Raw genomic sequence first — 14,834 nt, 5'->3', positions numbered from 1 at the left:
AGTCCCTGACTTCATTCAACCTTTCCGGTGCTGAAAACCGACCTTTTTTGAACACGCCTCAGCCGTGCAAAATAATCTATATAATCTTCAGCGATTGATTCGCCATCCACCAACAAATCTCCGATCGTCTCCATCGCAAGCTCGTTGATTTCATCGAGCAGCAGCGCAGGCATGGTCCCGTATTTCTCGGCAATTTCGTACAGTCGGCCGCTTGTCTCTTGCAGCGCAAATAAAGCTTCGAGATGAGCCTGTCCCAGCTGTCCTGCAAACAGCAGCCAATCTTCATCCAGGCCGGAAGTATCCCGGACGATCTCCTGATCCGAATCGGTATAGGATGGGCCATCCCCATCCCGCATCTCTACCTGTGCCTCTACCTGTTCCTGCAGCTCCGGCCCTGCTTCCGTTACAAGCTCCATATCCTGCGCCGCATCCTCCACCATCCGTTCATCCTCGACGGTCAGCAGGCTCCGCACTTCTTCACTATCCTTCTGCAGCGTGGCCAGCCGTTCGGGATCTATAGAGATCACAGGTCCGGCAGGCTTGATCGCTTCTGTATATTCCTTCTCCAGAAAGCGCTCGACCAGCATCTGGGTCTCCTTCATTAGAGAAACACCACGCAGCCGCCCTTTGAAGTGTTGAAGCTCGCGCAATTTATTTTCCGTACAGCGGATCAGTTGAGTGATGTAATAACGGAGCGGCGGGCATTTCCGCAATTGGAAAATACGCAGCGGCAGCGTACGCCCATATAACTCGGCATCATATACCGCACTGCGGAACAAATACCGCTCGACCGTCTTTCCATTTCCTTTATAAAACGTATCGATCAGATTTTTGCCATTGGTTTTCCGCAAATAAGAATCGACCAGCGCCACCACCTTCGGCATATATTCCTCCATAAGCGCCCGACCTCCGGTTACGTAAAACTTACTGCGCTGCAGGTCATAATCCGAGAACGCCAAAATATGCTCCAACCGCAGCCTGGAAGGCTCGTTCTCCAGAATTCTTTTTAATTCCAGATCGTAGAGCTCCCCGGCTTTCGCACTAGTGGATCGCATGATAATATCCATCAAGGGCAGGTCCAGCTTATGCAGCAGTGCAAAATCACAAACCCATTCCGCTATGTAATTACTCAGCTTCGGGTACATCGATTGGTAAGCGTTCCATAATGCCATAAGCTGATGATAGCCTTGTTGCGGCTCCTCCCAGCCAACACCGTGAATCAGTTCATATAGATAGACAAAAATATAGGATAGATCGGTAAACGGATAACGTCCCTGCCTCAACTCGCTGCGCCAGTAAAAATACCAGCTCTGCTGTGCTTCATCCATCTGCTCGAAGGTAGGCCAATAGCTCATAAACGGAATATACAGAGACGGCTCTCCTTCCCGCCGCTCCCATTCCCTGGCTTGCCTCACAAATCTGCGTTCTCTCGCAAGCCCTTGCATAGGCAGAGAGGACCCTTGAACAGGGCGATCCTTCCGCTCAGGTATGCTCATTTCCTGCAATGAGCCGCTCTGCTCTTGTGCTTCACTTATATCGATCTCTACAAAGTCCAGCGATTTGTTATATGCATTCATGGAACTCCCATCACCATTCATCCCATTTTTATTCTCGTCTCAAAACTCTCTGATATGATCATAACATTTTTATTGATGCTAGAACACATGTTCTATAGACTAGTATAAAAAAAATTTGCTAGAAAGGCGAGAGTATAATGCCGTTTGAGACAGAGCTTAGAAGCTTTCTCGTGGAGGCCAAACAAAACACCTGCGCCGCTGGCGGAGACACCCAAGCTGAACCTTCCAGATTAGGCGCCAAGGATTATCCTTATGTTAACGACAATTATCCATATTTGGACAGTTATGTAGGTGAGCTTGATTTTGCGGGCCAAGAGGTCGTGTGGAAAGACGGCAGCGCCGTATGGGCTATGAATTATTTCGGAGCGACCATAACCCTTATAGAAGGTTTTCCCGAGTTTTTATTTGCAGCCTTGAAACAGGTCAGTCCGGAAGCTCCTTTTCGCGGATCTGCACACTATTCCAGTGCTTCTTTTAAGTATGTATGCCGCTGGAACGGTGATCTCGGAAAGTTCAACGGCGAGGAGCAAATCATTTATCAAGGCAAGGTCATATTCAGCCTTCTCTTTCACGGGGGTTATGTAAAGTAGGTCTAGGGGAATTGCAATATTTCCCATAATTCTCGAACCAGCCAGAAGCCATAGCGGCTTCCAGCAGGCTCGCATGTAAATTAATTAACCGCTTTTCCATGTACTGTAACAACCTTATCCCAGCCGACATTATAGCTCGAATGAATCGTTACGGCAGCATCGACAAAGTGCAGCTCCAGCGTAATACAGAAAGGAGTCTCTATCGCCTGCAGCGTTAATATAAGCTCGTCTTGCGATTTCCAAGTGAAGCTGCCTGCGGTGCGAGTATCCTTCCCCTCTATAGTTACCGTGGATTCGGTTAGCCAATGCTCCCGTCCCAACGTGATGCTATCTTCACTTTCCAGCTTAAAATCCAGTCGTGCCCTATCTTTGTCGAATTTGATACACAGATTCTTTAATGGGAACGGAGCTTCCTCGGTCCGGTCCTGTTCGATTTCATATCTTGTTCCACTAACTTGAGCCTCCAGCATTGACTTGCTTCCGAGCTTTGGAACCTCAAGATGCAGCTTGGCAAGGCATTCACCCAGCGCGACCGAGCTCTCATCTTCCGCGATCGGCTCAGGCAGAAAGCCCGGCAGCAGATGACCCCAGACGCTGTTCATTATGGCCTGCATATCGCCTGTACCTGATGTGATCGCGATAACAGCATCTTGCTCCGGCATGACTATACAGAACTGGCCAAAGGCGCCATCTCCCCGATAGATTCCATGACGGCAGCGCCAGAATTGATATCCGTAGCCTTGCGCCCAGTCGCTGTCACCACCGTCGCCATTGGAAATCTGCTTGCGGGTCGCCTCATGGACCCACTCCTCATCCATGATTCGTACCCCGTTCCAGAGCCCCCTCTGCAAATATAATTGACCGAGCTTGGCGATATCCTCTGTCGTAATGTTCAGTCCGTAACCCCCCGTATTTATCCCGCGCGGGCAAGTATCCCATGTCGGATTCTCAATACCAAGCGGTTTGAACAACCGGGGGGTTAAGTAATCCATCAGACTTTGTCCCGAGGCCTTCTGCAAAATTGCAGACAGCATATAGGTAGCCCCGGTATTATACAGAAAATGAGTCCCCGGCTCATGCGGCACAGGCAGTTCAAGAAAAGCTCTGACCCAATGGCCGTCCTCGGCGGCAATCAGAGCATCCATCGTATCCTCGTCATGACCTGTCCCCATCATTAGCAGATGGCGGATTTGCATCGCGCCGAGATGTTCAGGGACATCCCCCGGAAGATCATCGGGGAAAAATGAAACCACCGCGTCATCCAACGTTATAATGCCTTCGTGAACGGCCATACCTATCGCTGTCGAAGTGAAGCTTTTACTCAATGAGAATAACATGTGAGGCAGCTCCGGCGCATAGGGGGCCCACCAGCCCTCTGCAGCGACCTGGCCATGCCGCAGCAGCATGAAGCTGTGCAGCTCGCTCTTATGCTTCCCCACATCATCCAGAAAAGCAATGACTTGCTTCGCCGCAATCCCCAATTGTTCCGGCGTAGTTCTCGTTAATGATCTGTTCGTCATTTGCATCCGTTCTTCTCTCCTCATGGGCGCGAGCAGCCTAACCCATCAAAATGTATAAAACTTAAATAACACAGCCAATCATTACCATTATATCGCCTCTTCCTAAACGATCCTATTACAATTCATATAGCGCTTTGGCTCCCGGTTCAGGAAAACTTCTATTGAACAGATGCCGCCTGTATAATAAACTGAGCATAATATCATCGGCCCGGAATTGTGGATCAAAGAGTGGCACAGATATCAAACAGACCTCAAAAGGATAGGATAAAACTCATGAAATCTGCTTACACCGTGAAATCATTTAATTTTCTCTTTTTTGCTCTATTGTCCATGTTCATCCCGTTTCTGCCCCTCTATTTCAGCGACCGGGGGCTGAGCGAGACGCAGATTGGCACCATTGTCGGCATCGGCGGCTTTATTACCCTGATAGCCCAACCGTTATGGGGCATGATCAGCGACCGGCTGCGCACCATCCGCAAAGTCCTGCTGCTGCTTGTAATCTGCTGTACGGTAACAGGCTATTCCCTATACAGTACAGACCATTATCCCCTGATCCTGTTATTCGTCATGCTGACCTATTTCTTTTTGATGCCGATCGACCCGTTGACGGAGAGCTTGAATTTCCGAGTGGCCGAATCCGAAGGAATCAGCTACGGTTCATTGCGAACCTATGGTGCATTAGGCTATGCGGTGATGTCGCTCGCTGCAGGCTTTCTGATGACGGAATACGGTTCGCGCAGCCTGGGCATCACATTCGCAGCGCTTGGACTGATCAGCCTGGTTGTTGCCTTTTTGATGCCGGATGCTCCGGTGTCGGGCAAGCCGCTGACGATCAAGAGCCTGAAAAATTTCCTGAGCAACAAGGAGACTCTTCTCTTCCTTATTTTAGTGTTTATAAGCTCCATCCCAGCCCGGATGAATGATACCTATCTGGGGCTGTACATTAAAGACCTCGGCGGCAAACCCGACCTGCTTGGGCTGGCATGGTTCCTGGCGGCGGGAAGCGAAATTCTGGTCTTCTCTTTGAGCTTCTGGTGGCTGCGCAAAAATAAGGAACTGGCCCTCATCGCTATAGCTGGGGCGTTCTACTTTATTCGCTTCTTCATCTCCGCCTGGATCAAGGACCCGAATTGGCTCGCGTATATCCAGCTGCTGCAGATATTCACATTCCCGATATTCTACACCGCTGCGATTCAATATCTATACAGGATCGTGCCTGTAGAATGGAGGGCGACAGGCCAGACCGTATTGGCCTTGCTCTTCTTCGGCGTTTCCGGCATTATCGCCTCCTTCGCCGGTGGGGCGCTGTACCAGGCTTTAGGCGGTCATACCATGTACCTGACGATTTCCGTGCTGTCGCTAATCGGAATGCTGTTCGGTATCGTCCTCTACCTCAAATACGGCCGAAATAAATCCGAAGAAGCCGCTTCATAAACCATAGTGCAGCAAAACAGAGCATAAAAAACGGGTACTCCCGGTTCATCCGGCAAGTACCCGTTTTTTATACGTTACAATCTTTTTGATAACCAGTTTTAATGGAACTCTACATCGACCTTTTTTCGATGATCGCCATCAATTTTGCGCATCCGCACTTCCAATACACCGTTCTTGTAGGTGGCTTTGACATGCTCAGGGGTTACATTAGCCGGCAGTGTAACCAGACGGTGGAACCGCCCGGAATAACGTTCCCGCCGATGCATATGCTCCTCCTTGACCTCATTCGTCTTGTTCACAGAACCGCTGATGGACAGAACGTTCCGATCCACTTCAATCGTGACATCCTCTTTCTGCTCCAATCCCGGAATGTCGCACGCGGCAATGACTTCATCGTCATTCTCATACACGTCCACATTCATCTGGCCGAAATGCTGTGGCATCCCCTTCATAGACGGGAAATCATGAGTGAAAAATTGATCCATCTCGCGGCGTATATTATCCAAATGGCGGAACGGTTCATATGGTACTAAAGGCATGAGATATTTCCTCCTTGGTCTGATTCGGCATTTTCGCCATTATTGTTGCCGAAGTCCCGTAAAATATCCACAAACAGATGCCATAGATTTGAATGCCAGCTGGCCAATAAAGCCTACAGCTTGCGGTATTTTTTCAAAGCTACAATATTTAGAATAATAAACAAAGCTGCGAACAGCACCAATACCGCTAAATCCACGGCAATGTCTGCGAATCCCAAACCTTTGTACATCACGCTCTTCAAAGCATCAGCTCCGTAATATAGCGGCATAATTCTAGCGAGCACCTGCACCCAGGCATCCATATGCTCCAACGGAAAAATACCGGCAAAGAAAATCTGCGGAATGATGACGAGCGGGATGAATTGTACCATTTGGAACTCCGAGGCAGCGAAGGTGGATAGCAGAATCCCCAGCGACAAGGCCACAAAAGCCAGCAGCAGGTTGGTCAACAGCACATACCAGATCGATCCGGTCATATTCATGTCAAGAACCAGGGTTGAATATAAGACGACAATCACCGTTTGGACAAAAGCAAAGATTCCGTAGCCTGCCAAATAGCCGGTAATTACTTCTCCCCTTCGCACCGGAGTGGACATTAATCGTTCCAAAGTTCCTGTCGTTCGTTCCCGCAGGAGACCGATTCCGGAAATTAAGAACACGAAGAAGAAGACAAAAAATCCGATCAGGATAGGACTGAGCGTATCAAAGAAGGTTGTATCCGCACTGCCGTATACATACTCTACCGTAAGTTCCGGCTTGGCTGCCGGAGCTGCTCCATCTTGCTGGGCCGCTGCGGTAAGAGCTTCCGTTACCTGCCCGATCTTCATCTGCAGCGCTTTCGATTGAGAAGGATCGCTATTTTCGAGAATCAGATGAATTCGTCCATTTTGCATTTCAAGGATCGCATCCAGCTTATCCTCGACTAAGGTATCCCGATCCGCTGTATCATAGATCGTCATCTCAAGCCCCTGCTGCTCGAGCACCGTAGTCCATTGCGAAGGAAGACCAACCGCGCCAATGGTAGCGTCAGCGGCATTGCCTGTGTGATTGAACAAATAATGCATTAGCGACAAGACAAGCAGCGGAGCCAAGAACAACAAGGCCAACGTTCGCTTGTCCCGCAGCATCTGTTCGCAGATTCTTCTGATCAGCGCCTTGATTCTCATACCGTACCGCCCCCTGCCCGCAAGAATACTTCCTCCAAGTTCGCCGCATCGTACTGCTGCTTCAGCTGCTCTGGCGTACCCTTGGCCAGTATCGTTCCCTCACGCACCATCGCCAGCTGATCACATTTATCCGCTTCATCCATCACATGCGTCGTTACAATGATTGTCTTATGTTCAGAGGTTTTCAGGCGGACAAGCTCCTTCCAGATCGACTGCCTTAATTCCGGATCAATGCCCACTGTTGGCTCATCCAGGATCAGCACGGAAGGATCATGCAGCAATGCAATCGCCAGCGACAATCTGCGCTTCATCCCCCCGGAATAGACGGCCACTTTTCTCCCTAATTCATCCGCCAGGCCTACCAGATCCGCTGCATAGGCGATCCGCTGCTTCTGTTCAGCCCGGTTCATTTTGAACATGGAAGCGAAAAACCTCAGATTCTCCTCCGCTGTAAGCTCACCATATAAAGCATCCGATTGCGCCATATAACCGATCTGCTGAAGCATGGACAGACTAGGCATGCGCGTCTCTAGCACTCGAACTTCCCCTTCATCCGACAATTCCATACCCACCATCATTTTGACTAGCGTTGTCTTGCCTGCGCCCGAAGGGCCGATCAGCCCGTATATTTGCCCCTTTTCCATTTGAAGATCCACTTTGTTCAGTACGGTTTTGGAGCCGAAGCTCTTGCTAACCTGCTGTACTTTGACGGTAGCCTCCATCTTTTCCGCCTCCTAAATAAATGAACACTGCGTTGATTATCTTCTGCGATTTAATTATAATCAATGCATATTTCAACTACAATAAACAGAATTCCCGGAAGTGATCATTATCCGGCAGTTTTGAATACATGTTGATTGGAAACTGGAGGAATGATAGATGGAATCATCAAGAGATCAGCGGGTTATCCGGACCAAAGCCATGATTCGCACCGCATTCACCGATTTAATCGAGGAGAAAGGCTTTGATGCGCTGACCGTGAAGGATATTACGACCCGGGCGGAGATAAATCGGGGGACCTTCTATTTGCATTACCGAGATAAATATGATCTTCTGGAGCAAAGCGAGCAACAACTGATCGAAGGCCTAATCGGGATCTTAAGTACGATACAGCCAGCCGTTCTGAATGACCTGATCGATATCGAGCAAATTATGCCGCAAATTGTGAGCGTCTTTGAATATTTAGGCGAGCATGCCGACTTCCTGAAGACGATTCTTGGGCCCAAGGGAGATCCTTCCTTTCATGCACTGCTTAGAAAAATGATGTCCGAGCATTTGTTTGAGAAAAATGTGGTTCCGTTCATCCGTAAAGAAAATACGCTGGTGCCAACGAATTATCTGGTCTCTTATATTGCCTCGGCACACTTCGGTATTATTCAGGAATGGCTGATGCAAGGGCGCCAGGAATCGCCGCGGGAAATCGCGGCAATTATGTTCAAGCTGTCCGCCCGCGGTCCGCTTTATGCCGCAGGTGTGATTAAAGACTCCAAGCAAGCTGCTGATCGGGGGTAACCGTCATGGATAAGCAGAAACTGATTCGGAAATTTGATAAACAGTCGGTATTATATGAGGAACATACGCGCAAACGGATGCTTAAAGAATGGCGGCAGCAGATTATTGAGAATATCCATGGAGACGTGCTGGAGATCGCCGTTGGAACAGGGGCTAACTTTCCGTATTATGATAGGGCTCGCATTCATCTGACCGCGGCCGACTTCAGCCCAATGATGCTTAGACGCGCCGCCGGAATCGCAGATGAGCTGCAAATGCAGGTTCATTTCATCGAGAGCGACATCGAAAAATTGCAGCTGCCTGAGCAATCCTTCGATGCCATTGTATCGACCCTCTCCTTATGCGGCTATGACGATCCGGTGCAGGTTCTTCGCAATCTGAAGCGCTGGTGCCGGCCTGGCGGACAGATCCGCCTGATGGAACACGGGCTTGGAGGCAATATCATCCTGCGGTCAGCCCAGCGCGTGGTCAATCCCATCGCTCACCAAATATCCGGCTGCCACTGGAATCGCGACATCATTCAAATGGTCAAAGGCTCCGGTCTGCAAATCGAACGGATGGAGCGGCATATGGGAGGAATGATTTATCTGATCTGGGCGACTCCCGGCAAATCCGAGATAGACCCTGCAAACCACCTATCTCAGGGGTAAAAGGGCACAGGCTGAACCCCTCTGTATGAAGCCTTTATCCGTGCAAATCGGCCACGATTTCCGCATACTTCTTTTCCGTCAAAGTATAAAAAGAAATGATAATTAAGCTTAGGCAAATGCCGATTAAAGGGAAGATAGACATCATCAGGTTGATCCCCTGCAAGGTAGACGCGGATTGCAATCCATTCGGCACATACCCGAAGAGGGTTAATCCGTAGCCGGCCGCCGCACCGGCAATCGCTGTGCTTACCTTGGCGGTAAAAGTACCCACAGAGGTAACGATGCTCTCGGATCTTTTTCCCGTCTTCCACTGGGCGTATTCGATGGTATCGGCTTGCATGGAGGCGACCAGCACCAGGCTGAAACCGATGCTAAACATGCATACAGCGTTTACTATGAACAAATAGGCGATTTGATCTGCCTGTCCGAAATAGAACAATAGATTGCCCAGAATCCCGATCAAGCCACCGGCGATGTATGTCTTTTTCTTTCCCCATCTAGCCGAGATCCGCGGGATGGACAGCGAATATGCAAAATCACTCGCCGATCAATATATCCGTCAGGTGGAGAACGCCCGTTCCAGCGCCGAGCTGACGCGATTAATTCGGGAGATGTACTTGACGTTCACCTCCAGCATTAAAGAACTCTCCAACAAGGACTACTCCGTTTTGGTTAAAAACGCGATTCGCTATATGCATACCCATTTCTTCGAGAAACTGACCTTGCAAGAGATCGCCGATAAAATCGGCAAGCACCCTTCCTATGTATCAGACCACATTCATAAAGAAACCGGGATGTCATTTATAGAGCATCTGAACCAGATCCGCATTAAGGAAAGCAGACGTTTATTGACGCATACACCGAAATCCGTTTACGATATAGCGATTGCTGTTGGCTTTGAATATCAGAATTATTTCGCTAAGGTTTTCAAGAAAACGGTCGGCGTTACACCGTTACAATATCGCAATGGGCAAAGGGAACCCCATAAAGCTCCAAATCCGGTTAAACCTATTTCCATGCAAAAAGGCTCAGGTCCTCAATGATGGACCTGAGCCTGAGCAGGTGTCACTTCACAAAACGCCCGATAAAACGGACCACAACTTGCTCATATTGCTCCGAATTGACGCGGTATGCTTCAGCATGCCCCGCCCCCGGCACGATGTACAGCTCTTTCTCCACCGGGCTGTTCTCATAAACGGTATGTACCATCCCGGTTGGAACAAACGTGTCATTATCGCCATGAATGAACAGTGTGGGAGTCTGCGACTTCCTTACTTGCTTCAAGGCTGACGCCTCTCCGAAGAAGTATCCGGCCCGCAGCTTCGTTAACAGGCTGGTGGCGTGCAGGATCGGGAAGGCTGGCAGATGATACATCCGCTTCAACTGAAAAGTTAATTCGTCCTTCACCGACGTATAACCGCAATCCTCCACAATCGCCTTCACATTAGCGGGCAGCTTCTCCCCGCTCGTCATCATCACCGTGGCCCCACCCATCGATACACCATGCAGGACGAGCTGGGTATTCGCTCCATTTACGTCGATAGCACGCTGAATCCATTTCAGATAATCCTTGCGCTCCGGCCAGCCAAAGCCGATATAGTGGCCCCCGCTTTGACCATGCGCTCGTCCATCCGGAAGCAGGACATTGTAGCCCAGCCGCTCATAGTATAGCTTGGCAAAGCCGCTCATCTCCATCGCACTCCCGGAATAGCCATGTGCGATGATCGCCGTCTTGTTTGAATGCTCGCGAGCTGCCAAATAATAAGCATGAAGGTGAATCCCGTCGTGCGAATCCATTGTCCAGACCTCGAAGCTCTGATTCTTCCACCATTCCCGATCCTCATTCAGGAACTCTTTGGCCGCTTCTGATAGATCGCTTGGCTGCAAATCCGGGCTATCGTTCAGGAATTCCTTCACCGTTCGCGCAATGGCGACACGATAGAAGTAGAAGCTTGTGATCGTAAATAGGATCAACAAGAGTACAATTATGGCTACAATTACGATAGTCATCCTGTCTTTGAATCGCTCCCTAATTGAAGTAATACGATGATTAGAATCTTCATCGTGGCTCCTTAAATATAGCAAAGTGGATGGGAGCCTTCAATGTTAGCCTTAACCTTCTATGTTTGCCGACTGCACGCGTTTCTTCGATCTTAGTCCAAACTGAACCGCGCAGTACAGCAATAGGAACAAGACCATAAACCCGGCTGAATAGCGGTACATTACGGAATAATTGCTAAATGAAGCGATTAGGCCGAGAATAATCGAGCCGATGGCGACCCCGAAATCCGTTGAATTATAGAACATACTGTTGGCTGTTCCATATTGCTCCGGCGTTGAGGTGCGGATCATCCAAGCCTGAAGCGTCGGTTGAATCGCGCCGAAGCCAAGCCCGTATAACAGAGCGGATACGATCAATAGCGGCAATGATCTTGTATAGGACAATACCACCATACTAGCCACTACAAAAATCGCTGCCGGAATGAGAACTGCGGCATGTCCTCTTCGGTCAAAGAGCCGACCGGATATCGGGCGGACAATTACGATGGTAATCACGTTAAACAAGAAGAACAAACCGACCTGTTCCAGATGAATAAACTGGCCGAATAACGCGATGAATCCAAGCAGCCCGCTATAGGTAATGCAGAGAATTGCATTCAGCAGAGCGGGGAACCACATTTTATGATTGAACTTCGGCTTGACATGATTGTCGCCGGACTGCTTCGCCGTCTTTTTCTGGCCGTACGCGGACGGTTTTGCTATTGCACGGGAGAACAGCAAAATCGGCAGGATCAAGATGACGGTAAGTGTAGCGACGATCGTTAGCCTGCTAAATCCGTATGCACTCATCACGTTCAAACCTACCATTGGCCCAAATGACATAGCCAAGCTGCTTGATAAACCAAAATACCCGATCCCCTCGCCCATACGACTGACCGGGATGATCTGCGACGCCAGGGTGGGCAATATCGTGCTGGATATCCCAAAGCCCAGACCAAAGCCCACGCGCATCGTCAGTAAGCCGCCAACACTTTCAGCCAGCGAGTATATGCCGGTCGCTATCGTTGCGATAATGAGTCCAACATAGAGCAGCTTATCGCGCGGCACGCTTTTGATAAGCCCGGCGGTCAGAAATCTCGCCATAATCGCTGATGCAGCGAATACGCTGGTTACCAGGCTGACCTGAAAATCACCAGCATGAAATTCATTTTTTACGTATGCCGGAAAAGTAGACAACAACATCTGCAAATTCAAAAACATCAAAAAAGAACAAATCGTTAACGAAATAAAGGATTTCGTCCACAATCGTTCCTGGTCTTCCAGTAACATATCTCTCCCACTTTCTCTATTTAAAAATCCTTGTTCACCCCGCTGAAGTGACGATCAATACGATGAAGAAGCTCCATCATCACTTCGTACTCCTGTTCAGTGACACATTCCAGAAGCTCATTTTTCATTTCTTGTTCATAGCCTTTGCCGGCTTCAATCATTGGCTTCGCCTTCTCTGTGCTGAACACCAGATAGGAACGGCGATCCTGCTTGCCCTTTTGCCGGTAAACAAGCCCCTTGCTCTCCAGTTGATCCAGAATACGTGTCGTTGTAGGGTGATCCTTGCTGGTCCGTTCGGCGATCTCCTTCTGTATCAGCCCTTCAGCACTATCTACTTCAAGCAATACCGACCACTGCTCCGGAGTGAGATCGAAGGGCTTCAAGCGATGCTGCAAGTACATCGACAATTTGCGATAAGTCACCCCCATCGTGAAACCTAAGGTAGGAGTATTCTCCTGCCCCGCTTTAGTTGGCATTCCGGTCACCTCATATCCCATCATTTAATTGTCATAACAACTATATGATAAACAACTATTCGTTGTCAATGGAAGTTATTTTCAGGAAAAACATGTAAAAGCCCCGTCGCTTCAAAAAACGACGGGGCTTAACTCCCTATATCGAACCCATTATTGATCGTCATTCGCGTCTGATTCTACATAATATTTCAATTGCGACAGCTTATTATCCCAGAAGCGGTCGAAGTACGATAGCCAACGCTTCAATTCAAATAGCGGGTCTGTATTCAGGCGATAGCGTGTCTCTCGGCCAACCTTCCGTTCCTGAACCAGTCCCGCATCTGCCAAAACATGCAGATGCTTGGAGACAGCGGTACGGCTCATCGCAAAATGCCCGGTCAATTCTTTCAAGGGCAGTTCCTGATCCCCCAAGATGCTAAGTAATTCGCGTCGAGTCGGATCAGCAACAGCCTGAAAGACATCCTGCTTATTCCTGGCCGCTTCCATCATTAGGCCTCAAGATGCGATTTCAGCTTGAGAACCAGACCGCTCCAGCCCCCGTCCATATTGCCGCGAATCACGGTATGCGGCTGTCCGAATTCAGTCACCTGGTCCGCACTCCAGCCGCTATGAATGACCGTTACTTCCGTCTGCTCACCTCTGTCCGACAATTCAAAAGTTAATGTCCAATCCTTGCCCCAATTGAAGGAGAGACGGTTCGGCTCCTCTACTAAAGTCACCTTGCAGGGGGAAAGTCCAAACGGCCCCGCATTTAATTGGAATTCATGCCCGACGACCGCTTCAAGATCATTTGGCATGAACCAGGCAGACAGACCGTCTGCTGTAGAGACAGCGCTCCATACTTTGCTGATCGGGGCATTTACCAAAACGGAATGGCGAATATCCGGCAATTTTTGATCCATATTGTTGTCCATATAAAGTGTAAAACTCCTTTCGAATTAGGAAACTGTTTGGTTTCTAATTAGAATTATATGAAACCTTCAGGTTTCATGTCAACTTCCAAAAAAGGCCGTATCCTTCATCGCTAGGATACGGCCTTATCAAACTATTTATTAATACACTCCGCGGATATGCGCGGCTACTTCGTTCTCGTAATACATGCGCAGCCGTTCCAGTTCCTCCGGGCTGAAGGACGGTACATTCAACGTGCCCAAGTTATCTTCAACCTGCTTCACATTCTTGAAGCCAGGAATCACGCAGCTGACTTCTTCGTGGTCAAGAATCCAGCGCATGGAAGCCCGGGCCATATCCTCCCGTCCTTCAGCGATCCAGGACAAGCCATTGGCAAGCTCTACCCCTTTGGCGAACGGCAAGCCGGCAAAGGTCTCACCAACATTAAAAGCCTCGCCATTAGCGTTGAAATTGCGATGGTCGTTGGAGCTAAATGTCGTGTCTGCCTTGAATTTTCCAGTCAACAATCCGCTTGCAAGCGGAAGGCGGACAAGCAGCCCCACTCCGGCCTTGCAGGCCGCCGGGAACAACTCTTCGGCTGGTTTTTGACGGAAAAGATTAAAGATCACCTGCAAGGCCGACACGCCGGGAACACCCACACAATAGAGCCCTTCTTCAACCGTCTCTACACTGACGCCATAATGTCTGATTTTGCCTTCCGCTTTAAGCTTGTCCAACACTTCAAAGACTCGTCCATCTTTAAGAATCGCAAACGGAGGGCAGTGAATTTGATAGAGATCAATCCGCTCCCGCTGCAGCCGCTTCAGACTATTCTCACAGAAGTCGCGGATCGATACCTCTGAATAAGTATTCAAATCATGAATATCGCCAGCACGGCAAAATTTCGTCGCAATATGAATCTCATCCTCTTTGCCCTTTGTCGCTTTGGCTAGCAGTTCCTCAGCATGTCCGCCGCCGTATACGTCTGCGGTATCAAAGAAGTTGACTCCTTGCTCCATCGCTGTCTCCAACCCGCGGAGAGCATCCGTATCGTCGGAGCTTCCCCAGTCTCCACCGATGCCCCAGGTTCCGAAGCTTACTTCACTGACCTTCAAATCGGTATTGCCCAACTGCCGGTATTTCATCAGT

General features: G+C 49.3%; 17 protein-coding genes. 5 read left to right on the top strand and 12 right to left on the bottom strand.

Features of this window, described 5'->3' with window-relative positions; all coding sequences use genetic code 11:
• Positions 1–11: 11 nt before the first annotated feature.
• Complete coding sequence (locus BN1360_RS17265) at positions 12–1,577, bottom strand: TerB N-terminal domain-containing protein (RefSeq protein WP_068781099.1); 1,566 nt, start codon at positions 1,575–1,577, stop codon at positions 12–14.
• A 137-nt stretch (positions 1,578–1,714) separates the two neighbouring features.
• On the opposite strand from BN1360_RS17265, the gene BN1360_RS17260 reads away from it, so the two are divergent.
• Positions 1,715–2,167: a DUF5680 domain-containing protein gene (locus BN1360_RS17260; RefSeq protein ID WP_068781098.1), complete on the top strand. Its 453-nt coding sequence runs from the start codon at positions 1,715–1,717 to the stop codon at positions 2,165–2,167.
• Between the two features lie 80 nt (positions 2,168–2,247).
• Here the strand turns inward: BN1360_RS17260 and BN1360_RS17255 are convergent, their stop codons facing one another.
• Positions 2,248–3,693: a serine hydrolase domain-containing protein gene (locus BN1360_RS17255; RefSeq protein WP_068781097.1), complete on the bottom strand. Its 1,446-nt coding sequence runs from the start codon at positions 3,691–3,693 to the stop codon at positions 2,248–2,250.
• 267 nt (positions 3,694–3,960) lie between these two features.
• Here BN1360_RS17255 and BN1360_RS17250 point away from each other — a divergent pair, with 267 nt between their 5' ends.
• Positions 3,961–5,121 carry an MFS transporter gene (locus BN1360_RS17250; protein WP_068781096.1) on the top strand — a complete coding sequence of 387 codons (1,161 nt, stop codon included), beginning with the start codon at positions 3,961–3,963 and terminating at the stop codon, positions 5,119–5,121.
• 98 nt (positions 5,122–5,219) lie between these two features.
• Here BN1360_RS17250 and BN1360_RS17245 read toward each other — a convergent pair whose 3' ends face one another.
• The 3 genes from BN1360_RS17245 to BN1360_RS17235 form a co-directional block, all read right to left on the bottom strand.
• Positions 5,220–5,660, bottom strand: coding sequence for an Hsp20/alpha crystallin family protein (locus BN1360_RS17245; protein WP_068781095.1), 441 nt, complete (start codon positions 5,658–5,660; stop codon positions 5,220–5,222).
• 113 nt (positions 5,661–5,773) lie between these two features.
• On the bottom strand, positions 5,774–6,826 hold the full coding sequence (locus BN1360_RS17240) for an ABC transporter permease (protein WP_068781094.1): 1,053 nt from the start codon (positions 6,824–6,826) through the stop codon (positions 5,774–5,776).
• Positions 6,823–7,548 carry an ABC transporter ATP-binding protein gene (locus BN1360_RS17235; protein ID WP_068781093.1) on the bottom strand — a complete coding sequence of 242 codons (726 nt, stop codon included), beginning with the start codon at positions 7,546–7,548 and terminating at the stop codon, positions 6,823–6,825. Before BN1360_RS17235 ends, BN1360_RS17240 begins: the two co-directional genes overlap by 4 nt.
• A 157-nt stretch (positions 7,549–7,705) precedes the next feature.
• Here BN1360_RS17235 and BN1360_RS17230 point away from each other — a divergent pair, with 157 nt between their 5' ends.
• Both BN1360_RS17230 and BN1360_RS17225 read left to right on the top strand, forming a co-directional pair.
• A complete protein-coding gene (locus BN1360_RS17230) occupies positions 7,706–8,338 on the top strand; it encodes a TetR/AcrR family transcriptional regulator (RefSeq protein WP_068781092.1) in 633 nt (210 codons plus the stop codon).
• 5 nt (positions 8,339–8,343) lie between these two features.
• Positions 8,344–8,988: a class I SAM-dependent methyltransferase gene (locus BN1360_RS17225; protein ID WP_068781091.1), complete on the top strand. Its 645-nt coding sequence runs from the start codon at positions 8,344–8,346 to the stop codon at positions 8,986–8,988.
• Between the two features lie 34 nt (positions 8,989–9,022).
• On the opposite strand, the gene BN1360_RS17220 is transcribed toward BN1360_RS17225, so the two are convergent.
• On the bottom strand, positions 9,023–9,463 hold the full coding sequence (locus BN1360_RS17220) for an MFS transporter (protein ID WP_229521136.1): 441 nt from the start codon (positions 9,461–9,463) through the stop codon (positions 9,023–9,025).
• On the opposite strand from BN1360_RS17220, the gene BN1360_RS17215 reads away from it, so the two are divergent.
• Positions 9,462–10,031, top strand: coding sequence for a helix-turn-helix transcriptional regulator (locus BN1360_RS17215; protein ID WP_082790100.1), 570 nt, complete (start codon positions 9,462–9,464; stop codon positions 10,029–10,031). The two genes, BN1360_RS17220 and BN1360_RS17215, sit on opposite strands and share 2 nt — an antisense overlap.
• A 22-nt stretch (positions 10,032–10,053) precedes the next feature.
• On the opposite strand, the gene BN1360_RS17210 is transcribed toward BN1360_RS17215, so the two are convergent.
• From BN1360_RS17210 to BN1360_RS17185, 6 genes are all read right to left on the bottom strand, one after another.
• Entirely contained in the window at positions 10,054–10,998 is a 945-nt protein-coding gene (locus BN1360_RS17210; protein WP_068781088.1) for an alpha/beta hydrolase, read from the bottom strand.
• Positions 10,999–11,100: 102 nt separating this feature from the next.
• On the bottom strand, positions 11,101–12,318 hold the full coding sequence (locus BN1360_RS17205) for an MFS transporter (protein WP_068781087.1): 1,218 nt from the start codon (positions 12,316–12,318) through the stop codon (positions 11,101–11,103).
• Between the two features lie 20 nt (positions 12,319–12,338).
• Entirely contained in the window at positions 12,339–12,818 is a 480-nt protein-coding gene (locus BN1360_RS17200; RefSeq protein ID WP_229521029.1) for a MarR family winged helix-turn-helix transcriptional regulator, read from the bottom strand.
• A gap of 126 nt (positions 12,819–12,944) precedes the next feature.
• Positions 12,945–13,280, bottom strand: coding sequence for an ArsR/SmtB family transcription factor (locus tag BN1360_RS17195; protein ID WP_068781085.1), 336 nt, complete (start codon positions 13,278–13,280; stop codon positions 12,945–12,947).
• A gap of 2 nt (positions 13,281–13,282) precedes the next feature.
• The gene (locus tag BN1360_RS17190) at positions 13,283–13,708 is read right to left on the bottom strand and encodes an SRPBCC family protein (RefSeq protein WP_068781084.1); all 426 of its coding nucleotides are present in this window, start codon (positions 13,706–13,708) and stop codon (positions 13,283–13,285) included.
• Positions 13,709–13,846: 138 nt separating this feature from the next.
• Complete coding sequence (locus BN1360_RS17185) at positions 13,847–14,830, bottom strand: aldo/keto reductase (RefSeq protein WP_068781083.1); 984 nt, start codon at positions 14,828–14,830, stop codon at positions 13,847–13,849.
• Positions 14,831–14,834 lie beyond the last annotated feature (4 nt).

It is taken from the genome of Paenibacillus sp. GM2 (assembly GCF_900069005.2).
Lineage (GTDB): Bacteria > Bacillota > Bacilli > Paenibacillales > Paenibacillaceae > Fontibacillus.
Note: the sequence above shows the minus strand (reverse complement) of the source record. Positions and strands in the feature narration are given on the sequence as shown.